Here is a 21,962-nt window from a genome sequence, read left to right as displayed (position 1 = left end):
ATGCAGCGTCCCCTCTACGAAACTGCTTCTCCTCAAAAGCTCACATATGCCATGGAAAAAGCTGCGGGCAAGCTGCTTATCGTCGATTTCGATGAAACACTTTGGCTGCGCAATTCCACCGAGTGCTTTCTGGCCCATGCGCGTCCTGCTCCTTTGGCAGCGGCAATCTTGCGCGGTCTAGATTTGACACGCCCGTGGAGGATCATTGGCGGGCGGCGACGGGCGCGAGACTATCGTGATTGGCTTCGTGTGATGGCCATCGCGACGTTGATGCCATGGACCCTTCGTAGTTGGGCACGCATCGCTCCAAAGCTTGGTCGCACTTTCGCCAACACAGCACTTGAGGACCTAATAGATAAGGCTCGACCAGCGCGAATTGTCGTTTTCTCAAATGGTTACGAAGCTATTATCGCGCCCTTACTGCAATGCTACCCCGGAACCCGACCTGAGCTTGCAGCAGCATCCCTAAGTTCCGGCTGGAAGTGGCGCCGCGCAGGCAAGCTTGCGAATGCCGAAGCGTATTTTGATGCTGGACAATTGGATGATGCCACGGTGGTGACGGACCACGAAGATGACGCCGAACTGTTGGCACGGGTCAGTAACGGTCTGCTGTGCGTCTGGCCTGACGCCCGATACGAAAGGGCCTTTGCCAAACGTTAGCGGCCTTTATTAAGCAGCAGATGCTGGGTGATGTGCACAAACTCAATGGTCTGGTCCAGCGGCCGTTTGATGCGCGCGTCAACCCCAACCGATATGCGTTTGCTATTTGTCTTTTCGATCAAGGGTGATCGAAGGTATTGCCCAAGCTTCATGTCGATGAGCCTTTGGCGTCGCCATTGGATGTGGCTTCATGTGAGTGATTCTGCCTAAGAGTGTTTCGAATTCAGAAACATAACGCTGGGGTGGTTTCAAACTGTTGCCGATTTTGTGTGTTTCGTCTAATCGAGTTGCGTTTATTGAAGTTAGCGCTGTCAACGCGACGTCTGAGCCTATTCTGACGCTGCAATTGCAGACTTCAATTTACTGTCGCACCAACAAATTGAGCATGTAACAGCGTTGGTAACAAAGAACTTCAAGTTGTTCCGGTTCATTCTGAATAATTGTCGAGGCACCCATACCCATTTGAAGATCCACTGCGTCAAAAAGTACTGGCATTGCAATTTGAATTTCGCCCAGTGGTGTACGACACTGGAATTGTCTACGTTTGTGCAACCTTCGTGGCGACATGCGTCAATTTTTTTAATGAGTTTGAGGTGCACTGGAGAATGACGGACAAAATCAACATTGCCGTTGTTGGCCTGGGTAAAATGGGCTTGTCACACTATGCCATAGCCAATGTGCATCCGATGGCCAATGCGGTAGCCTGTGATGATTCCAGATTCATCAGCGATGTGCTGAAAAAGAACGCGCAAGTTACAATTCACAGTGACTACGCAAAGATGCTTGCCACTCAGGATTTGGATGCGGTCGTCATCGCGACCCCGTCACGTCTGCATGCGTCCATGGCCTCGGCTGCCTTAGAAAAAGGTTTGCACGTCTTTTGCGAAAAACCGTTTTGCCTTAACTGGCAGGATAGCCTCCGTTTGGCGGAGTTGGCGAAAGACAAGGGCGTCGTCACGCAGGTTGGCTATCACTACAGATATGTCGGCGCGTTCCAGGAAGTCAGGAGAATCCTGAATTCCGGAGCACTGGGTAATATCACACATGTGCAGGCCGAAGCTTATGGACCCGTAGTACTGCGCCATCGGCGTAGCACATGGCGCACTGACAATTCCGAAGGCGGCGGCTGCCTTTATGATTATGCGGCTCACCCTTTGAACCTTTTGAACTGGTACTTTGGTACTCCGACGCAGGTTTCCGGCTCATTTCTCACGCGCGTTTTCTCAGAGGATGCAGATGATCAAGTGATGTCGACCTTACGATGGGACAATGGAGCCACGGCACAGCTTTCAGTCAACTGGTCCGACGAGAGCCATCGAAAAATGTCGACGAAGATCACAATGATTGGAACCAATGGACGCCTTTTCGCTGACCGTCAGGAGTGTCAGCTTTATCTGCGAAATGCTGATCCTGAATTGCCGACTTATACCAAAGGCTGGAATGTCAGATATACGACAGAGCTTACGGACGACGTGTGGTTCTATCTGCGAGGGGAAGAATACTCAGCCCAGCTTGACGGATTTATCACCGCTGTGGCCCAAGGAAAACCAGACCTCATTTTAAACGATTTTGCTTCTGCCACCGAAACCGACAAAACCATGTCGATGATATTGGCCAATGCCGACACCGGTATGCCTGTTGGGGAAGCCCCGATTGTCACGCAGCCCGCACCCGCGAAAAGGCGTGGATGGTTTCGTCTTTAAGGAGTGCATGACGTGGATAAGTTGCTTTTCGGCGATAATCAGTTTTTTGGCGTCAACCACATGTCCGAAGAAAAAGCGCGATCGCAAGCAATGCGTTTTCAGAGAACTGACGCGATTATGGATGTTCTGGATGTCGCCTATGATGCGGGTATTCGCACTTTCATGTGTACGACCCACGATCAGATTTCAGAAGTAGCTGATCGTGTTCGAGCCGATCCCGTTCGTTACAGCGATTTCCAGTTCTACCCCTGTATGCCCTACGCGCATAAATACGCCAACGCCGTAACTGACCACGGTATGTTGGGGGCCATAAGATACCTCATGCCTAATGATGGTCTGTTTGCAACCGCGCTTGCGGGGACAAAAGCCCTAGCTTCAAAAGAAATGGATGGCATCGCCAGGGCAATGATTGATATGGAGATGAAGATGTTCACTGGAGCAAAAACTCCTGTTGTTTTCATACAGAACGTCTTTGCTGATTTGTTGATTGGCGTGGGGTTCCATCGGGCTTTCCGAATTTTCCACGATCACATCCAAGAGAAATACGGCGCTGAGCCTGCTTATATCACAATGAACATGCCCCTGCTTCTTGATATACTAGAAAAGCAGGGCATTGAACGCCCAATAATCTGTTCGAATATCAACAAGATCGGCTTCCGTATGTCTGGCGGATATGATGCCTATCTTGAAGCATTGAAATCCGGACGTGTGCGGGCTGTCGCTATGTCTGTTTATGCCTCTGGGGCGATCCCAGCAGATGAAGCAATCCACTGGATATCAGAGCTCCCGGGCGTTGAATCGATTGTGTTTGGGGCTTCAAGCGCGGGAAATATTCGTGGGACAAAGGCGTTGGTTGACAAATACATTGGCGGGCGACGCAATGCTTGAATTGAGCGCGTCAAGCTACTCGGCCGTTCCGACACTTCTGATGTCCTTATTGTCAAACTTTTGCAAACAATAAGGCATGCCCGATACAATTGCGTTTTTTGAACCGGGAGCGTGCATACTTGGTGGGTTTGGCCGAAACCCGATGCGCAATTCTTTGCGCTCTGACGTTGTGATTTTCAACCATAGCGCAGGTACTAAAACCGGTCTAAGGGCCAGAACGCTAAGCGCCGATGATTCCTGACTAATCTTGAAAAGCCAGAAACAAGCGGTGACCAGCTGTTTCCTATGCCTCATTTTTTTCAGATCAATGAAACCGATACTTAGGTTTGATTGACTACCTGAGAGTCTAACTGGTCAGGAAAAATGGCTTTGGGTGACGTTCCATCCATGCTACCAATTTCGTGTTTGTTCATTGTTTTGAATGTTGTTATGCCTGATCAGGTTTTTCCAAAGAACGGCAAGCTTTCGTGCCGAGGTTGCGGCAAAGGTTTAGCCGAAACATTTGTCGATCTGGGCGCTACGCCCCTAGCGAATTCGTACGTAGATCCGTCCAGAATTCTCGAGCCAGAGCCATTTTATTCGCTTCATGCATATGTTTGCCCACACTGTTGGCTGGTCCAGTTGCCAGCTGTCGAACAGCGCGAAACCATATTCAATGAGGATTATGCTTATTTCTCGTCCTTCTCGTCGACGATTCTGAGTCACGCAAAGGGCTATGTCGCCGAGATGACCGAACGATTTGGGATCGGCCCGGAACACCGGGTTGTCGAGATCGCAAGCAACGACGGCTATCTGCTTCAGTATTTTCACGCAAATGGCGTACCTACGCTGGGGATCGAGCCATCAGCAGGAGTCGCAAAGGTCGCGCGCGAAAACGGTTTGCCAACGGAAATTCGCTTTTTCGGCCGTGAAACTGGTAAGTGGCTGCAAAGCGAAGGCCTGCAGGCTAAACTTCTTCACGGTGCAAATGTACTGGCCCATGTCCCGGACATTGACGATTTTGTGAGCGGCTTCCATCCCGCCCTGGCAGAGGGCGGGGTGCTTACGATGGAGTTCCCGCATCTGCTGAATCTGATCGAAAAGAACTATTACGACACGATCTATCACGAGCATTATTCCTACCTCTCATTGATTGCAGTTCGGGAGATTTTTGAACGCCACAAGCTCAAGGTCTTCGAGGTGCAAGAGATCGCGCCACAAGGTGGGTCGTTGAGAGTGTTCGCCTGCCGTACGGAGGACGTGGATACCCATCATCCGGTGTTGCCATCCGTGGCCGAACTTGAAGTTCGCGAAGTGGCTGAGGGATTAACGTCGCTCAATCGATACCGGGACTACGCGAAACACGTTCACAAATCAAAGCGGGATCTGTTGAGGTTCCTGATGGACGCACAGGAAGCTGGAAAAACCGTCGTCGGGTACGGAGCCCCGGCCAAGGGAAACACCCTATTGAACTTTTGTGGCGTCAAGACGGATCTTCTTGAGTACACCGTAGATGTGAGCACTGCCAAAATGGGCAAGTTGCTGCCAGGAACACGTATTCCGATCCACGCGCCTGATAAGATTTTCGAGACTCGGCCCGATTATGTGCTGATCCTTCCGTGGAACATCAAAGAAGAGATCATGGACTCGATGAAGGGCATAGTCGAATGGGGCGGAAGATTTGTTGTTCCATTGCCCGAAGTAAGGGTCTTAGAGTAGTGATGATGGCGGAGCGCACGGATACTCCAGTCGGGGAGTTGCTTCATTCTCAACTCGTTCGCCTATATCCAATATGCCGTTCAATCACGGGCCCAGGTGTACGCGAAACGATTTCGCTGATAGGCGAGCATATTCCACTTTCCGTCACCGAGGTCCCTTCAGGCGAGCCCGTTCTGGATTGGCATGTCCCAAAGGAATGGACCATTCGCGACGCTTGGGTTGCTGATGCCTCCGGGAACAGAGTGATCGATTTCCAAAAGCACAATCTGCATATCGTAAGCTATAGTCGTCCTGTGCACACCCGCATGTCACTGTCGGAACTTAAGCCACACCTGCATTCGGATCCTTCGAATCCCGAATGGATTCCGTATAGAACCGGGTACTACGCGGACAACTGGGGTTTTTGCCTGCCGCACCGTGACCTTGAGGCCATGCAGGAAGGGGAATATGAGGTCGTCGTGGACGCGACGCTTGAGGACGGATCTCTCACCTACGCTGAGTGTATAATACCAGGGCAAACGACGGATGAAATTCTGCTGTCGGCCCACATTTGCCATCCCTCTTTGGCTAATGACAACCTATCTTCGATTGTGGTTGCGACTGAACTTGCACGTCGACTATTGGAAGGGCCGCAGCCGCAGCACACAATCCGTGTTCTGTTTATCCCCGCCACAATTGGCTCGATCACTTGGCTCGCGCGCAACACTGCAACCGTTGACCGGGTCAAGCATGGCCTAGTGCTGGCAAACCTCGGCGATCCGGGGGCGATTCATTACAAGAAAAGCCGCCGAGATGACACAGAAATCAACCGGGCAGTCAGATTGGTGATTCAGGATCAACCGGATCACAAAATGCTGGAATTCGAGCCCTATGGTTATGACGAAAGGCAGTTTTGTTCGCCGGGCTTTGACATGCCGATGGGCTGTTTTTCCCGAACGCCATATGCCAGTTTCCAAGAGTATCATACCTCGGCGGACAATCCCGAATTCGTCAGACCGGAGGCGTTGGAAGACTCGTTGACCCGGTTGGAGAAGGTAATCGATATCCTTGAGCGTGACAAAAAGTTCATGAACCTCAACCCGAAAGGGGAACCGATGCTGGGACGACGCGGGTTGTATGACGCAATTGGCGGCAGATCGGATTCCAAGGAACAGCAGATGGCGTTGCTTTGGGTACTGAACTACTCGGACGGAGATCACAGTCTTTTGGATATCGCGGAGCGATCTCAACTTGGGTTTGATCGTGTGGCGGATGCGGCTGAAATTTTACGGCAACATGGTTTGTTGGTAGTCGCGTCATGAGGTTGGCTCGATTTGAGTCGCAAGTTGCCTTGGTTACAGGGGCAAGCGGTGGAATCGGCGGCGCAATTTCCGAGGCTTTGGTGGCCGAAGGTGCCGAAGTTCATGCATTGTCGCGTAAAACGAAACAGAGTGATCGACTTACCTGGCATAAAGTTGACCTCTCCGATGACAGGGCGATGGAAGCTGCTGCCAACCAAATTGCATCCTCTATCGATGAGCTTGATATACTTGTTCACGCCGCTGGCGACTTTGCCATGGGCACCGTTGCGCGCGCGCCGATCACGGATTTTGACCGAATGTGGAGAATAAATATGCGCGCGCCTTGGGTTCTAACGAAGGCGTTATCGCGCGCGCTATCAGCCCGACAAGGATCGGTAGTTTTTTTGAACTCATCGATTTGGAACAACGCCCGAGGTGGCACTGGCGCCTATTCAGCCAGCAAATACGCGCTCAAAGCCTTTGCCGACTCCTTGCGTGATGAGTTGAACCCGGTCGGCGTCCGTGTCTTAAGCGTCTTTCCTGGGCGAACGGCAAGTGCCATGCAGCAAGGTATTTTCGCAGAAGAGAACCGAGCTTATAATCCAGACCTTCTGCTGCAACCGGATGATATATCGCAGATTGTGCTTCAATCTTTGTCGTCGGCAAACACAGCGGAAGTGACCGACATTCATGTGCGCCCGGCTAAAAAGTTCTAGCCTTCCAGGTAAAAACCCAAGTTGCAGCAATGGAATTTGGATAGTTGCAGCAAACAATCCGTTTGGCTTGGCGGGTTTGCAAGTTAAATTCACTAAACGATCTTTGGCTCATCCACAGCGGTGCATGCTAAGATCAAAATGAAACTTTTTCTTCGGTGAATCAATTTGAATACAGTCGACACCAACCCAGGTCTCCGTTTGGTTTCAAGACTTCGAACCAGAAAGAGCTTGCCTTCAGTAGGCAGCGTTGTGTTCATCGCGAGTTTCAAAGTGCCGTATTACCAGTCATTGAGTTTGTAGAGAGAAGCCTCGTGAAAACCGCTCAAGAAGTTGTCTCCACCGATTTGGAATATATCGCTTCCAAGCTTGGACCAGAATTTGAAACCATGTCAGGCCGAAGCCTTTTGATTATCGGAGGGGCTGGCTTTTTGGGGTATTATTTGGTGCAATCCGTGGTCCATTGGAACAACGTTTCGGGTCAAGCACCGATCAAGATAACTGTGTTTGACAATTACATGCGCGGTGTACCGGATTGGCTGAAGTCCATACAGGATGATGACAACCTCACGCTGGTCACCCATGACATTACGGAACCGTTGCCGGACAACATGGCCGATTTCGATTACATCATCCACGCGGCCTCGATCGCTTCGCCAATCTATTACCGCCAACACGCGCTGAAGACGATGGACGCCAATGTTGGTGGATTGCGGTATATGTTGGACTACGCTTTAGCGCAGCATTCAAAAGAAAAACCGATCAAAGGTTTTCTTTTTTTTTCAACATCCGAAATCTACGGTGACCCAACCCCCGAAAGCATTCCAACTCCGGAAACTTACCGGGGAAATGTGTCGTGCACTGGCCCGAGGGCTTGCTATGACGAGTCCAAGCGATACGGCGAAACGCTTTGCGTAGTGTTCGCCCAACAACACGATCTGCCGATCACGATAGCGCGCCCGTTCAATAACTACGGCCCAGGCCTGAAAATTTCGGACCGCCGAGTGCTGCCGGATTTTGCCCGCGATATCTTTGCTGAACGCGATATCGTGATGTTCAGCGATGGCGCGCCCACTCGGACATTTTGCTATGTCGCGGATGCCGTCTGCGGTTATTACAAGATTCTGTTGAACGGAAAGCCGGGCGAAGCCTACAACATTGGTATTGAAGACCCCGAAATCTCTATGGCTAATTTGGCCGAGCGTGTTATTGCAATTGCCCGCGATGAATTCGGCTATCAGGGCAAAGCGGTTTTTCAAGTCTCGGAAGACAAAGACTACCTTGTCGACAATCCCAATCGTCGCTGCCCGGTCATCGCTAAAGCCCGGTCCGATATTGGCTACGACCCAGAGATCGGAATGGACGAGGGGCTGCGTCGGGCAATGATTTGGTACAGCGGCAACCGAGACGCAGAGGATATGTGATGCGTGTATCAGTCATAGGAACGGGATATGTTGGGTTGGTCTCGGGCGCTTGTCTGGCAATGAAGGGTCACGACGTGGTCTGTGTCGATACGGTTCAGCAGAAAATAGATCAGATCAACGCCTGCACTCCACCTATTCACGAAGACGGGTTGGCAGATCTCTTGTGCCAGACTGTAGGCCAAACGCTGCACGGAACGACAGATCTGCGCGATGCGGTTTTGAATTCGGACATTTCGCTGATTGCTGTTGGCACGCCGTTCGATGGCAACGAAATCGACCTGAGGTATATCCGCGACGTGTCGCGACAGATTGGTGAGGTAATCAAGGACAAGGATGCCTATCACGTCGTAGTGGTAAAAAGCACAGTAGTTCCGGGAACAACTGACACGGTTGTCACGCCAATTCTGGAGGAGGCTTCGGGCAAAAGAGCGGGCCAAGATTTCGGTATTGGCATGAACCCAGAGTTTCTCAAAGAGGGCGAAGCCATCACGGACTTTATGCATCCTGACCGCATCGTTATCGGCGGAGGTGATGACCGTGCGATCGCCGTGATGGACGAGCTTTACTCCGTTTTTCCTAATGTTGATATCGTAAGGACAAACCCTGCTACCGCGGAAATGATAAAATACACCGCGAACTCTTTGTTGGCGACTTTGATCTCATTCTCGAACGAGATCGGAAATCTCTGCGCCAATGTGGGAGTTGATGTAGTCGAGGCGATGGAGGGTATGCATCTGGACAAACGGTTTACTCCTATCCTCCCGGAGAACGCGGAGCGCATCTGGCCCGGCTTCATTACTTATCTGGCGGCCGGTTGCGGTTTTGGTGGCAGCTGTTTCCCCAAAGATGTAAAGGCGCTGATTGCGTATGGAGAAAACGCCGGATCTCCGATGCCTTTGCTGAATGCAGTAATACAGACCAATAATAAACAACCTGGCCAGATGCTGGACCGATTGAAATCTCATTTCCCTGACCTTCGTGGCAAGCGGATTGCTGTCTTGGGCCTGGCTTTTAAACCGGGAACTGATGATATCCGAGAAAGCCCAGCTTTGACCATTGTCCACAAGTTACTGACCGAACAGGCTGAGGTCGTCGCCTATGATCCGGTTGCGCGCCACGAAGCTGAAGCTCATTTTAGCGAGTCAATTGCTTATGAGGACGAACTGAGCCGGGCGATCGAAGGTGCGGACGCGGTGATGATAGTGACCCGATGGCCCGAGTTTTCAAAATTGCCCGAATTGGTCAAAACGTTTGTCCCACAACCGCTGGTCATCGACGGACGTCGGATGATCCCGAAAGACAGTGTCGCGAATTACGAAGGAATTGGGCTGCAGGGTTTGGTACGCTGATCGCCCAAACGGCTGAAGGCGACTTGGCCGGACAACCGATCCAGAGAGAGTCGAGAGCGCAAGAGGGTTCCCAAGGGAATATGGCCGTACTTATTGCCTAGAACGCAAAGTAGTCCACAGTTTGGATCGTGAATAAACGCCCGAAACTGCTTGGCTTGAAGTCGTTTTAGGAAATCGTTTCGAGGTCGGGCTGTTCTGACTGGCTTATACCTAGCTGTCGGGACATGTCATTCAGGCGACTGTGGCGATCTATCATGGCCACGGTTTCCGGCAGATCCAAATACTCCAATACACTAGCCCAGCGGTGCACCCAGTCGTGCCTTTGCAGCGAATTGGCGAAGTTTATTTTCCGCCTACGGTGTTGTTCAGCTGGGTTGTCCAGCAACGCCAGAAGGCTTTCCAAGGCCTCGTCCGAGTCTTCAGGCAAACGGAACACTGCTTCGGGCCAATCAAAGTACTGATAGTAGTCAGGTGTTTCTGGGGCGTATCCAACCTGAACTGCACCGCCCGCCATTCCTTCGATTTGTCGGGGGCCCCATGCGAGATGCCCTGAGCATTGGTCCTTGTGGCCAAATTTTGCGATGTCCACTACGAAAAGTTTACTGTGTTGGATGATACTGGCCAGTAGTTCGCGGTGCGCAGATTGCCGCTCGGTGACCGGAGGTTTAGTCGCCGTGTCGTACAGGTAGAAGCCGCCACGGGCTTTCATTGCTTTTACCAGCTTCTCATGCAGCTCTGGGCGCCGCCTACCCATTGAATAGACGTCAACAGGCCTTTCAACACGTGACGCAGCCGGTGCAAATCGCACCATGTCTACAGCTGCAGGCATTTGGATAACGGGCTTACCCGTCAAGCGGTGAAGTAGTTCGCAAGTTTCGGCAAACGCGCAGGTTATCAGATCAAATTCGGACAAGGATTTAATCAAAGGGGAATAAAGCGCGACGTCAGCAGCCCAGACCTCTTCGAGAACGCAGATTGCTACACCCGTTCTTTCGCGCCAATTCGGGATGGCATCCAAGGCAAGCAGCTCAATTGGTTTTTGAACATTGCAAACAAAGACATCATAGTCTTTTTCAAGCCGTTTCTTCGGCACGCCAGATGTCCAATATTTGAAAAGACCCGTATGTTTAGACAGCCATCTTTTGGGATTAACCTGAACGCGCGTTTGTTGGGCGCGGGCTGGCATAAAGATATCCGCGCCCTCGACCTGGGCGACCACATCTTCGAATTCGTACCCAGAGCAGCGTGAAATTCCTGTGTTCAACTTGCGTTGAGAGAAAATCAAGACATCTCGTCGGGCTTGTTTGAAATTCATAGAACTCGTCAACCTAATACTCCTACTAAACACAAAATTAACAAATCTCTCACCTGTCTGAAAAGTCGCTCAATGACGTGTGAACGTCCAGACTGTACCGCAGGAAGCAATGGTTGTCTGGCAAAGGTGAACCCACTTGAAGCATCGTGCAGCCCTAGGGCAGGCGGCACTAAAGTGATTTATATCGCACCCAATCACCGGGATGCGCGCCACGACCAATACCTAGCCGGTGTCTGTCTCCATTCTGCCCCGACACATCGTGCCGGGAGCCATTTTTTTCTTCCCAAGTCGCCCACGGACGGTTCCCGCTCTTCCACATTTCTTCTAACCGTCTTTTGTCTGCTAGATGGTCCATGCAGTACCAAAAACCGGAATGGCGATAGGCCATCAATTCGCCCAGCTCCATCAATTTAGGAAGAGGCCCCTCCTCCCACATGATTTCGTCGCCATTGACGCTTGCTACCGCGTCGAAAACTTCGGGTTCGAGCACGAAGAAGCCGCCATTGATCCAGTCAGTCGCTACTTCTGGTTTTTCCATGAAACCTTCCACAAGCCCATCTTCGCGCACCTGAAGGTGGCCGAAGGTCGTTAGCGGCCGGACCATGGTTATAGTTGCCAGTTTGCCATGAGATTTGTGGAAAGCCAATAACGCGTCCAGATCAACATTCGAAACCCCATCGCCGTATGTCAACATGAACGTGTCATTGCCAAGATACGGTTGCAAACGTGCCAGCCGACCCCCGGTCATCGTTTCGGTGCCTGTGTCAATAAGATCGACAGTCCAGGGCGGCATCTGGGTGTCTATGGCCGAATTCCGATACTCTGGTTCGCCAAACAGCTCGCGCTTGGCGAAATCGACGCGCAGATTTCCGTCATGCTGACAAAGATCCGATATGTACTGTTTGATCAGATCGCCCATGTACCCCAGGGCCAGTACGAAATCGTGATGACCATAGGTCGAGTAGTGCTGCATGATGTGCCACAAAATCGGGCGGTTCGCGATCTCAACCAGTGGTTTGGGACGAACGCGGGTTTCTTCGATTAAGCGCGAGCCCTTGCCGCCTGCAAAAATAGCTGTTTTCATGTGGGTCTCCCACGGAATAGAACTCGTTAAGGCTTGAATAGATAACGCCTAAATTCCATACCACTCAGCCGTAGCTGTCAATCTTGCTTGGATCCAAATATTGCTGAAATGGTTGTCGTTAAAGAAACGGTTGCAGGAAATCACAGGTTTTGGTCCGCGCACATAAACCGAAACTAATGCGTGGCGACATAGTTCGCCCGCGCCGTGGCCCTTAGCGCTTTCGCGACAAGGTTCATCTTTGTGGTGTATGCAACGAAGAATATCCAGCTGGCGCTCATCCTTTCCATCACCATGCTCTCAGTGATGTTTGAGAAGATGAACACCATCCCCAAAATGAAAACAAAGACTATGGGTTCACGGTGCGGGACGAAGCGTAACGCATAAAACATCGAGAAGAAAAAGCGAAACAACCCTAGAAGCAAAAGAGAAACTCCCACAAAACCCACATTAAGAAATGTTTCAAGCAACCCATTGTGGGAATAGTGGGGTAGGAAGCCCAAATTGGCCTTGCTCGAATACACACTCAGGTGCGAAGCGTTTTCATACCAGTGGGCGGCATATCCGTAACCGATCCAGAACCGATCCATAATATTGGGCCAGACCAATTCCCAAATTGGAATCCGGGCGGACAACGTGGGCTTTCGTCCGATCAGTGAAAACAGAGGCTCCGCGAGTGTCGAGGCTAGTACAAATGCGACCATGCCTACAAAGATCATTGAGAACAGTATGTATCCTATTGCCCAAATTGTCTCCATCCTAGGCATAATCTTGCTAACATACAGCGCGGTCACAGCGAACAGGGCGATAATCTGAGATGACCGTGATTCTGAGGCAATCAATAGGAATAGTCCCAAAATTGCCGCCGCAACAAAGACAGTTTTTAGTTTGCCAGTGAATTGTCCAGATGCATAGGAACAACTTAGCAACGCGAACATCCCCGCAGTTCCCAGGCCGTTCTTATGCAGGAAAATTCCGTTCCATGTATTCCCCCACGGTGGAATGCCTCGTGCTTGTGGCAAGGCTATGATGGCCGCCATAGCCAACAAAATCACGATGCCGTAGAACGTCGCCAAAAACAAAAGCAAGCCCCGTAAGGACATAACGCTGGCCAGCATTAGTCCAAGCGCGGTTGTTACGACCAATGGAACCGCGCGCTCGAAAGAATGTCTGGGGAAGTCACTCCAAAACACTGAAAAAAATGCAAAAATAACTAGCAGTGTGATTTCGGGGGATGAAACCGCACCGCGGATCAGGTGCCGAAAATACAATAGTGTGATCGTAAGAACAGGAACTAGCAGTAGAACTCCGATCTTGTTCGCGATGCCTTTCTGCCAGAACACGATTGCCAGAAAGTGCGTGCCAATCACCACCAGAAGACACAGGCAGAAAGCGAGCACAAGGTGGTTAAACGATGATCCTGCGTGAGATTGATACGGGAAACTGCGGGTAACAGGCGTCATGGCAAAAACTGGTTGACGAAAGGGGCGTGCACAAAAAAGGATCACTCAGCAGAAGAGCGCTGCTGAAGCCACAAAAGCGTACAAAGATGGCAGACGCTTGTCTACAAGCACCGTTTCGCAGCACGGCCGCAGGCTTAGACATCGCTCTCCGAGACGGTAGTGACCAGTTAATCCCAAATGTAAGATTAAAAATTAAGATGTTATATACTCAGATCACGCATAGGGCTTTGCGACGAACAGTCGGCGTTTGTCGTTCAAGATTACCGGTCCAACGATTTGTGCCGATTCAATTCTCACAGTTGCTCGGAAATGGGCGATTGTAGCTGGTTATGGTTAAAGATTATTTCTTGTAAGGCGTTCTGAAATGACGTGGTTTTTTGTCCCTCGAGTTCTGTCTGCGGTTTTTGCGATAGCCATTTTGATGGTTATGACGAAAGTTCTGGGCCCGGCAGAGTTTGGACGATATAACTTAACACTTTTGGTCGGAACGATCCTGTTTTCCTTTTCGTTTTTGTGGCTGGTTATTGCGATCGCCCGGTTTCATCACGCCAAGGAGTTTGAGGGTAGGACAATTGCTACCGTTATGGGGGCATCGGTTGCGCTGGCATTTTTTCTTTTGGTTTTGTCCAGCCTGTTAACGCTGGTCTTGCCCGGAGAATGGGTCGAAAACCTTAAATTCGCAGCGATTTTTTGTATCAGCCACGGGATGCACGAGCTTGGAGCAGCTTGCCTGCGCCAGTATCACGAAGGTCCAAAATATGCTGCGGTGACTTTGTTGCGACACGCAATAGGGGTCGCGCTCGCGGTTGGCTTTATCCTGAACGGAGGGGGCTACGAAAGCGCTGTGATTGGAATGTCGATTGGGGCTGCTGTGACCGGAGGTTACGCATTGCTCATCGCGTTTCGGCGTTCAGGCATCGTTGTTCCCAAATTGGCTGAATTGAAAACATACCTCTCATTCGGCTTCCCTTTGGCCATTGTGTCCTCCAGCGCGACATTCTTTGCGATGTTTTCTCAGTCGATTTTGGCGATTTTGGCGGGGATGGAGTCGGTTGGATACTTCGCCGCTGCACAATCCCTTGCGGCACGGACACTTCGCCTGCCAATGGGAACGCTGTCACGTGTGGTTGGCCCGTCGGTCTTCGAGGCCCAAGAAGTTCAGGGGAAAGCCTCGTCAGATGCGGTTCTCTACCGGTATTTCTCGTTTTTGATGCTGATATCAATGCCGATCCTGGCCGTGTTGATATTTTCGGCGGACGTTTTTGCCAATCTTCTGTTCGAGCCCTCTTTTGCAGACCAGACCGCCGGATACATTCGTATCCTGACGATCTCATCATTTGTGTTTGGATTACAGGGTGCCTACCTTAGTTTCGCGTTTACACGATCAAAGAAGACGGTCCTGCAACTGATTATCTCGGTGACAACGCTGCTTGGTCATGCGGCGATATCGTATCTGTTCATATATTGGCTGGGCGCGAAAGGAGCGGCATATGCATTCCTTGTGAGTGCAATACTGAGCTTTCTGGTCTATTTTCAATACGGGCGTCGGATTGACCGTATCAGCATCCCGTTGGCAGAATTTGGCAAAGCTCTTGCGGGCTTAGTTGCATTTGCGCCCTTAGGGTTGTGGGCGAACGCATCGACGGGCTTGATGCAGCAATTTGCGATCTTGGCCCTTGGCCTGACGATAATGTTCGTTGCATTATTGTGTGTCGGCCAGACCGCCGCATTGGCTGTCGTGCGAAAGCTAAAGCGGCGCTTGCTGATCGGTGGATTTCCTTCGTCCGAGTAGCTCAATCCCAGCGACAGGTGGACACCCTAAAGCAGACTGGGTGTTGCAATTCTGGCATATTTTTGCCGAGCAGATTTGGTTTCTTCGTCAGACCTGTCGCAGTCAGGGCGCGTCAATACTATGTTATCGATCGATGGCAAGCTAGTGCGTGTCGCCTTGCTGCGTTCGACCAAAGAGGCGTCGCGACAGCAACAACACTGGGATTGCCTTAAAAAGACCACAAATTGAACTGAGCATCGATAAGTACCGGCTAAATGACAAACACTGAGAGCAAACACTGAACATGGTCATTGTTTACTTATTGTCCGGACCCTTGGTCGCCACATTGTGTTTTGTGGCGTTTACCCTCAACGGCATTGGGGTCAGTTCAGCCTTGCTTTTTGGTTTTTTGATCGGGATGTGCACTCCTCTTCTGATAATGGGACTCAAAATCTTGTGGGAAAGCAAGCTGCGCTTGAAACTTGCAGGTAAGCTCCCTTTGAAATCCGGCAGTTAGTCAAAATTGCCGGAGCTTGCCGACTTGGTGGTGAATTCACATTTAATTGTCGCCTCTTCCCTGCTGCTTTAAGAGATAGCAACGCAGGGAAGGGCATGCTGGACCCGTGAACAATTTTTGTGCGATTGCGTATTCGCGCGCTCAGCTTCAGCAACAAAAAAGTTGTTTCAAGTTGCCTTTAGTGCGATGCTCTTCGCTAGGGCAATTCCGGTACGGTTTTTTGTGCGAATCGGAGTAATAACCATGGGTGGGTGGCTGTCTAAGGCGGTTCCGATTCCAAGTCTATTGAGTAGAAAATAGTTAGGCAGCAGCGTTCTGGCCTCATTTTAGGTCAAAGCGTTATTTGGCCGTTCGCGAGTTATTAGTGTGGGGACGTCGCTGTCCTACGTGTTAGGGGGTTAATATGAGTGATATTCCCGGTTCGTTTAGATTTGAAGAACCTAGAATTTACAATAAAAATCAGACATCTAGCGTAAAGAGTGATGTCAGCCAAAGGCTAAAGGGCTTCTACGCGTTGAAAGGCAAGCGCCTGCTTGATCTTGCGCTGGTATTGGTCGGTGCTCCCTTTATTTTGCCGCTCATGCTTGCCATTGGATTTTTGGTTAAGCTTGATGGCGGTCCTGCAATCTACCGCCAGAAACGAATTGGTATCGGTGGAAACGAATTTGATTTCCTGAAATTCCGCTCAATGGTCGTAGACGCGGATGAAATTATGCGGCAACATTTGGCTGAAAATAAATCTGCTGTCGCTGAATGGGAAACAAAACAGAAGCTGGACAACGATCCCCGTATTACAAATTTTGGCCGTTTTATTAGAGCGACGTCTTTGGATGAGCTACCTCAACTTTGGAATGTCTTGATCGGCGACATGAGCCTTGTTGGCCCGCGGCCGATGATGCCGGAGCAGCAGAAGTTGTATCCAGGCGGGGATTACACTCTGATGAAGCCAGGAATTACCGGCCCATGGCAGGTGTCCGCACGTAACGATGTCGAGTTTGCTCATCGCGCAATCTTCGACAGTGAATATGTGCGAAAAGTCGGCTTCTGGTTCGACCTTAAGATTTTGTTTCGGACCATTGGTGTGGTGTGCAACGGAACAGGACAGTGAATTCGAAGCCCCAGACTGAGCTTGGTTTGGTTTAATGGGTGAGAAGATAAAGTAGCAAAGGTGGTTTGGGATGCTTGAACCGATCCGGTACTTGTCGAAGCTATTCACGGTATGCGCACTTGGTTTGCCCTACCTTATGCTAGCCACAGCGGCGACGGCGGACTTTGACCTTGAACCAGGAGATCAAGTCAGTGTTTCGCTAACTGGGCTGGATGACCTGTCCTTTAATGCCACAATAGACGCTCATGGCGATGTAAACCTGAAATGGCTGGGGCAATTTCGTGCCCAAGGGCTTTCTCTGGAGAGACTGGAACTGCTCGTCCAGCAAGATGCCGCAGGTAAAATCGTCAAACAGTACGACCTTAACGGCGACATCTACATAATCCAACTCGCTGGTGATGAGATTGAAATTGCTCGCAATGGATACCGGCCCATCATAATCGGTGGTGACGTCGCGCGAACCGGCGAAATAGACTACCGACCAGCAATAACCGTGCGCGAGGCCGTCGCCTTGGCCGGTGGGGTTCGCAGCATGTTGCTCGCCGATGATGTGACAATCGACCCCATCCAGTTGCTACGCTGGCAGACTGCGTACGGTCAGGCTGCCCTTCAACATGCGCAAGCGCTTGTCCAATCTTGGCGCAGCTCGAGCGAGCTCGCACAGGACATGGATCTTGAACCGCCAGCACCCGAGTCTGTCACAGTATCGCCTAGTGTTCTAGCCGAATTGATCGCTGAGCAAATCAGGATCCGCAGTATTAACCAGGAAAACGAGGCCGGTGAACGCGAGTTTTTTGAAGACGCTAGACAGCAGGCAGCCGAGAGAGTCAGAATTCTGGAAGAGCAAATAACTGAACTGGCGAAGGCGTTGGACGCTGACGAAGAAGAAGAGGCTCGAGTGGTCAGTTTGGTCGACAAAGGATTAGCACCCGGATCCCGGCTCGCGGATACGCGTCGTACAACAGTGTTGTCCGCGACGCGCTTGCTGGAAGTTGAAGAAGATCTGGCGGGAACCAGTCTCATTTTGACCCGGCTAATCCGCGATGAGGAACAGTTCGAACAGGAACGAACGTTGAGATTGCTGCAAGAGCGCCGGGTTGCAAGCCTATCTGTACGCGACGCCAAGCATCAATTGGACACAATTTCGAAATACTTGGCAGGTGCGTCCAATGAGATTGGAACGGAAAGTCTCATAACCGATATCGACTATACGGTCACAATTTTTCGAACCGAAAATAGCCAACTTCAGCAACTTGTCGCGGATAAATTGACGCAATTGCGACCGGGTGACAGTTTGGAGATTTCTGTTCAGGAAATCACCGAAAATGCACCACTTACAGAGTGAGCGCAGCGAGATACTGGTCAAGTAATGCCCCTTAGAACATGAGTTAGTAGATCATCAAATCCAAAATTTTATGAGTTCAAAGTTGATGAGTTAAGTTTATGCAATTGTGTACAATTCCTCCTGCGTATTATGGCCCGAGAGTTCAGCAACCCGGTGCCCCGAATTGTTGGAATGACGTTCGGATAAACCTGACGGGTATGCGGCGTCATACGGCAGTAGGCGTCTGAAATGGGTTATGAAACAAACATGAGTGCGACGATTAGGTCTCGGCGCGGACCCGATTTTCTGTGCATCGGGATGCCAAAATGCGGCACATCGACCCTTCAGGTTCTATTTAAGGAACGTACCGAGTTTTACGTGTCACCTGTAAAAGAAATCAAATTTTTCGCGCACAATAAAATTGGCTACGATGGGGGTCTCAGGAATTTTCTGTTCTCGAAACACTGGGCGGCCCGTCAAGAGCGCCGCGCAGTCGCTCAGATAGCCAGACAAGTTGCGACAGGGAGAGAGGATCTAAAGCGCTTAAACTGGGCTGTCAGTTTTGCTACAGCTCATCGGGACCTGGACTGGTATCTTAACCTTTTTCCCAACAACCGAATAAGCGGTGACATCTCGCCTTGTTACCATATGCTTGACGACGACGAGGTTCAGAACCTCAAAAACCATTTACCGAACTTGAAAATAGTGATCCTCCTGCGAAACCCCTTCGAGCAATTGTGGTCGCATTGTCGAATGTCAACTCGTGCTGTCAGAATCGATGATGAGGTCGCATTTTACCGGGAAAAAGTCGAGTATCAGATGAATATTTGCCGGCGCTATGTCGATCTGGTTGAAAGGTGGCAGAACGCCTATGGTCCCGACAATGTGATTATAGATTACTTGGAAAGCCTGAGCGCGGACCCGGCGGAAGTACTTAACCGCATTGTCAGCTTCATTGATCCGGCGAAGGGTGCTGTGAAGCGGATCGCGGCAGTCGACGCACCGCCTAGGGTTTTTAAGGGTAAGAAGATGTTTATGCCCGATGAAACTCGTGAAATGCTGCGGGATGCTGCTTTGCAACGGCTGGAAGGCTTCGAGCGCATCAATGAGAACTGGCGCCGAAGGTGGCATTCTGAGATCAGGCAACAATTCGCAAATTAGGGTGCTGATTGGTTAGCACCAGATTTTGCGCTCACCATATCAAACAACTTTAGTGAATTGCTCGCCCAGCAATACCATTAAATGCGATTACCCAAGAATTGGATCCCCGTAGAGCTTGACGCGTTTCATGTCTACGCGTGTAGCGACTAAGGCAGAGGGTCGTACACCGGCGTTCTCAAGTTCACGCATGGCTTGAAGGATGGACTTTCGCCGCGTGGAGTTCCATCGAGCAAACAGGATCACCCGATCAGAGAGTTGCGATAGGTAGCCTGATTCCACGGCGCTCAACAGCGGCGGCGTATCCAGAAGGATGGTATTGTAGGTTCCGGAAAGTGAACGGAGTAGGCTAACAAAAGCGGTAGAACACAGAAAGTCCTCCATGGACTTTATTTGACCTTCGTTCTCTTGGGTGCCGATCAAGGGAAGGATGTCAAGGCCATCCTGAGGTGTTCCAACGATATAGTTTTCCAGTGAAAGAGGATGAGTTGTCGCAAGTTTCAGAGACTCTGCTGTCATCTGAGACAGGTCGCGATAAGTGGACGTTAATGTATCACAATCGATGATTAGCGTTCGATATCCTGCTTGCGCACACACCGATCCGATCAGAAGAAGAGTTGAGGTATTTCCCTCATCTGGCAAAGCCGCTGCACCAGAGAAGATAGTACATCCTTCTTCGGCGACCCGCTTTCTATGCTTGTTGTCCGAGTTTTTGGCAAACAAATCGGCCGACTGTGGTGTAGCAGTTTCGTCATCGCGTCGCATTGTTCGCAGGCCGATGGCGCTGCTGGCCAAAAGTTTTCGGCCGTAGTGCATCAACGTCGGGTCAAGCTTTCCGTTGTTCATAAAGAATGTTTCGAACGGCGGTTCGTTTTTGACCTCCGGAATGATCGCCGAAAGCTTTACACCCGTTGTATTCTCCAATTCAAACGTGGTTCTCAGGCGCTTTTGCAGCAATTCGCGAACCACGGTGAAACCGAGGCCCAAGAAAATAACCGCAAACATGGCCGTTAGAGCGACGGACGACCTCTTGGGGGCAGATGGGTCAACGGACACGCGAGCCCGTTCAATAATATGCGCTCCCGCATCAAGGTAATTCCTTTGCTCGGCTCTGCGACCAAGTTGGGCAACAAAGTCCCTGTAGATTGTCTCAACGACAAGGATTTCATTTTCTATCCTTTTCGTGACCGAATCGTGCTGAACCTGACGCACCTGCTGTTCTTTGAAGGTTTCAATGCTCTTTTCGAGGGTTACCTTCTGGCCGTTGAGAACCTCTAGTTTGGTTTCCAGAGCCTTGACTCCGGTGCCCAGCACTTCGGCCTGTTCCTCCGGTGTGTCCATTGATTCAGAGGGGAATATCACACCGACTTCGGAAGCATAAAAAATGGCTTCCTGTGTTTTTCCGTCGTTGATCAGGTTTTGAATGGTATTGAGGCGCCCGTCCTGCTCGACGATCTCTGCGTCAACCAACTGCGCCCGCTTCTCTGATTTGATGCGTTGCGCTTTGATCGTGGCATATTCCTCAGGCGAGAAGGGTGTCTCGATCGAATGCGACTCCAGTTCGGAGCTTAGGACATTAAGATCCTCGCGAATCTGGTTAATCCGTGTCGACAACCATTGCTGTGCCTGGTCAAGGTCATCGCGCTTCATTCGCGTAAGAACAGTCAAGTATTCAGAGGCTAGGTAGTTTGCGATACTTGCTGCTTTTTGCGGGGACTTTGAAGTGACGCTAATCCTGTAAACCGCTGATATTTCCCCGATCTGCTCTATCTGCCTGGATTCAAGAAGTTTTTCAACAGTTGCCGCGCGTTGAATTTCGTACAGTTCCTCGGGTTCAAGATCGCCTGCCGGACCATTGCTTCCGCCGATTGCGTTCACAATCACATCCTTCAAGCTGCGGGCCCACGAGATTGGGTTTAGGGAAAACCCACCTTCCGCGCCTGAAAACTCGGGATCGTCTTGCAATTGCAGACGATCAACAACGCTTTCGATGATGTCGGTAGAGCGCAGCAGTTCAAGCTCACTCTCCAAAGAGGTCAATGACAATGGAAGTCCGGACACTTGCGTCGTGAACTGCGTCTCGGTTTGGACGCGGGTGTCGATCATCACCTTCGCACTCGAGGTGTATTTGGTATCGGAAGTGTAGGTCAGAACATAGGCGGCAAACGCGACTGCAAAGGCTGCCAGAAATATCCAGCCGATTGAGCGTCTGATCGCCCAAGCAATGTTCGAAATCACTCGCAGTTCAGGGTCTCCTGCCGGAGCAACGCCTAAACCGGAAAGCTCTGCGTCCAAAACTTTTCGGTACTGATCAGTCATAACAATAAACAATCTCAAACAACGACAACTGGACAATAAAGGCTTAGGGGCGACGGCAACAGAAAAAACTGTACTTACCAAAAACAATGTATCGGAATCGCTAATATTGAAGCCGAAATCGAAAAGTGCCGGCTTTGATTGCTGACCTTGTCAGCGCATCCAGGATCAATACGGGATCAGAGGCCAATTTT

The 21,962-nt window shown here is 50.7% G+C and carries 16 protein-coding genes; 12 read left to right on the top strand and 4 right to left on the bottom strand.

Features of this window, described 5'->3' with window-relative positions:
• The 8 genes from GOV53_RS13615 (at position 1) to GOV53_RS13580 (ending at position 9,715) form a co-directional block, all read left to right on the top strand.
• Complete coding sequence (locus GOV53_RS13615; RefSeq protein WP_170467461.1) at positions 1-660, top strand: haloacid dehalogenase-like hydrolase; 660 nt, start codon at positions 1-3, stop codon at positions 658-660.
• 605 nt (positions 661-1,265) lie between these two features.
• Positions 1,266-2,363 (top strand): Gfo/Idh/MocA family protein, encoded by a 1,098-nt coding sequence (locus GOV53_RS13610; RefSeq protein ID WP_170467460.1) that lies wholly within the window; start codon positions 1,266-1,268, stop codon positions 2,361-2,363.
• Between the two features lie 12 nt (positions 2,364-2,375).
• Positions 2,376-3,251 carry a hypothetical protein gene (locus GOV53_RS13605; RefSeq protein WP_217361251.1) on the top strand — a complete coding sequence of 292 codons (876 nt, stop codon included), beginning with the start codon at positions 2,376-2,378 and terminating at the stop codon, positions 3,249-3,251.
• 369 nt (positions 3,252-3,620) lie between these two features.
• Positions 3,621-4,949 (top strand): class I SAM-dependent methyltransferase, encoded by a 1,329-nt coding sequence (locus tag GOV53_RS13600; RefSeq protein ID WP_217361250.1) that lies wholly within the window; start codon positions 3,621-3,623, stop codon positions 4,947-4,949.
• A complete protein-coding gene (locus tag GOV53_RS13595; protein ID WP_367648779.1) occupies positions 4,898-6,250 on the top strand; it encodes a DUF4910 domain-containing protein in 1,353 nt (450 codons plus the stop codon). The genes GOV53_RS13600 and GOV53_RS13595 overlap by 52 nt, the downstream gene beginning before the upstream one ends.
• Complete coding sequence (locus tag GOV53_RS13590) at positions 6,247-6,945, top strand: SDR family NAD(P)-dependent oxidoreductase (protein ID WP_170467456.1); 699 nt, start codon at positions 6,247-6,249, stop codon at positions 6,943-6,945. The genes GOV53_RS13595 and GOV53_RS13590 overlap by 4 nt, the downstream gene beginning before the upstream one ends.
• A 155-nt stretch (positions 6,946-7,100) precedes the next feature.
• Positions 7,101-8,366, top strand: a complete 1,266-nt coding sequence (locus tag GOV53_RS13585; protein ID WP_217361249.1) for an NAD-dependent epimerase/dehydratase family protein — start codon at positions 7,101-7,103, stop codon at positions 8,364-8,366.
• Positions 8,366-9,715, top strand: a complete 1,350-nt coding sequence (locus GOV53_RS13580; protein ID WP_170467454.1) for a UDP-glucose dehydrogenase family protein — start codon at positions 8,366-8,368, stop codon at positions 9,713-9,715. The genes GOV53_RS13585 and GOV53_RS13580 overlap by 1 nt, the downstream gene beginning before the upstream one ends.
• A gap of 166 nt (positions 9,716-9,881) precedes the next feature.
• Here the strand turns inward: GOV53_RS13580 and GOV53_RS13575 are convergent, their stop codons facing one another.
• From GOV53_RS13575 to GOV53_RS13565, 3 genes are all read right to left on the bottom strand, one after another.
• Positions 9,882-11,030: a glycosyltransferase family protein gene (locus tag GOV53_RS13575; RefSeq protein WP_170467452.1), complete on the bottom strand. Its 1,149-nt coding sequence runs from the start codon at positions 11,028-11,030 to the stop codon at positions 9,882-9,884.
• A gap of 169 nt (positions 11,031-11,199) precedes the next feature.
• Entirely contained in the window at positions 11,200-12,114 is a 915-nt protein-coding gene (locus tag GOV53_RS13570) for a sugar phosphate nucleotidyltransferase (protein ID WP_170467450.1), read from the bottom strand.
• Between the two features lie 173 nt (positions 12,115-12,287).
• The gene (locus GOV53_RS13565; protein ID WP_170467448.1) at positions 12,288-13,574 is read right to left on the bottom strand and encodes an O-antigen ligase family protein; all 1,287 of its coding nucleotides are present in this window, start codon (positions 13,572-13,574) and stop codon (positions 12,288-12,290) included.
• A 364-nt stretch (positions 13,575-13,938) separates the two neighbouring features.
• Here GOV53_RS13565 and GOV53_RS13560 point away from each other — a divergent pair, with 364 nt between their 5' ends.
• The 4 genes from GOV53_RS13560 to GOV53_RS13545 all read left to right on the top strand — a co-directional run bounded on the left by GOV53_RS13560 (position 13,939) and on the right by GOV53_RS13545 (position 19,455).
• On the top strand, positions 13,939-15,366 hold the full coding sequence (locus GOV53_RS13560; protein ID WP_170467446.1) for an oligosaccharide flippase family protein: 1,428 nt from the start codon (positions 13,939-13,941) through the stop codon (positions 15,364-15,366).
• Positions 15,367-16,265: 899 nt separating this feature from the next.
• On the top strand, positions 16,266-16,970 hold the full coding sequence (locus GOV53_RS13555; RefSeq protein ID WP_170467444.1) for a sugar transferase: 705 nt from the start codon (positions 16,266-16,268) through the stop codon (positions 16,968-16,970).
• A gap of 70 nt (positions 16,971-17,040) precedes the next feature.
• The gene (locus GOV53_RS13550; RefSeq protein ID WP_170467442.1) at positions 17,041-18,315 is read left to right on the top strand and encodes a polysaccharide biosynthesis/export family protein; all 1,275 of its coding nucleotides are present in this window, start codon (positions 17,041-17,043) and stop codon (positions 18,313-18,315) included.
• Positions 18,316-18,543: 228 nt separating this feature from the next.
• A complete protein-coding gene (locus GOV53_RS13545) occupies positions 18,544-19,455 on the top strand; it encodes a sulfotransferase domain-containing protein (protein WP_170467440.1) in 912 nt (303 codons plus the stop codon).
• A gap of 87 nt (positions 19,456-19,542) precedes the next feature.
• Here the strand turns inward: GOV53_RS13545 and GOV53_RS13540 are convergent, their stop codons facing one another.
• The gene (locus tag GOV53_RS13540) at positions 19,543-21,771 is read right to left on the bottom strand and encodes an exopolysaccharide transport family protein (RefSeq protein ID WP_170467439.1); all 2,229 of its coding nucleotides are present in this window, start codon (positions 21,769-21,771) and stop codon (positions 19,543-19,545) included.
• Between the last annotated feature and the right edge of the window lie 191 nt (positions 21,772-21,962).

The sequence above is a fragment of the Ruegeria arenilitoris genome (genome assembly GCF_013035315.1).
Lineage (GTDB): Bacteria > Pseudomonadota > Alphaproteobacteria > Rhodobacterales > Rhodobacteraceae > Ruegeria > Ruegeria arenilitoris_D.
Note: the sequence above shows the minus strand (reverse complement) of the source record. Positions and strands in the feature narration are given on the sequence as shown.

Coding starts and splice junctions, on each gene's coding strand:
- GOV53_RS13615 (WP_170467461.1), top strand. CDS start 1: ATGCAGCGTCCCCTCTACGAAACTGCTTCTCCTCAAAAGCTCACATAT.
- GOV53_RS13610 (WP_170467460.1), top strand. CDS start 1,266: ATGACGGACAAAATCAACATTGCCGTTGTTGGCCTGGGTAAAATGGGC.
- GOV53_RS13595 (WP_367648779.1), top strand. CDS start 4,898: ATGGGGCGGAAGATTTGTTGTTCCATTGCCCGAAGTAAGGGTCTTAGA.
- GOV53_RS13590 (WP_170467456.1), top strand. CDS start 6,247: ATGAGGTTGGCTCGATTTGAGTCGCAAGTTGCCTTGGTTACAGGGGCA.
- GOV53_RS13580 (WP_170467454.1), top strand. CDS start 8,366: ATGCGTGTATCAGTCATAGGAACGGGATATGTTGGGTTGGTCTCGGGC.
- GOV53_RS13575 (WP_170467452.1), bottom strand. CDS start 11,030: ATGAATTTCAAACAAGCCCGACGAGATGTCTTGATTTTCTCTCAACGC.
- GOV53_RS13570 (WP_170467450.1), bottom strand. CDS start 12,114: ATGAAAACAGCTATTTTTGCAGGCGGCAAGGGCTCGCGCTTAATCGAA.
- GOV53_RS13565 (WP_170467448.1), bottom strand. CDS start 13,574: ATGACGCCTGTTACCCGCAGTTTCCCGTATCAATCTCACGCAGGATCA.
- GOV53_RS13560 (WP_170467446.1), top strand. CDS start 13,939: ATGACGTGGTTTTTTGTCCCTCGAGTTCTGTCTGCGGTTTTTGCGATA.
- GOV53_RS13555 (WP_170467444.1), top strand. CDS start 16,266: ATGAGTGATATTCCCGGTTCGTTTAGATTTGAAGAACCTAGAATTTAC.
- GOV53_RS13550 (WP_170467442.1), top strand. CDS start 17,041: ATGCTTGAACCGATCCGGTACTTGTCGAAGCTATTCACGGTATGCGCA.
- GOV53_RS13545 (WP_170467440.1), top strand. CDS start 18,544: ATGGGTTATGAAACAAACATGAGTGCGACGATTAGGTCTCGGCGCGGA.
- GOV53_RS13540 (WP_170467439.1), bottom strand. CDS start 21,771: ATGACTGATCAGTACCGAAAAGTTTTGGACGCAGAGCTTTCCGGTTTA.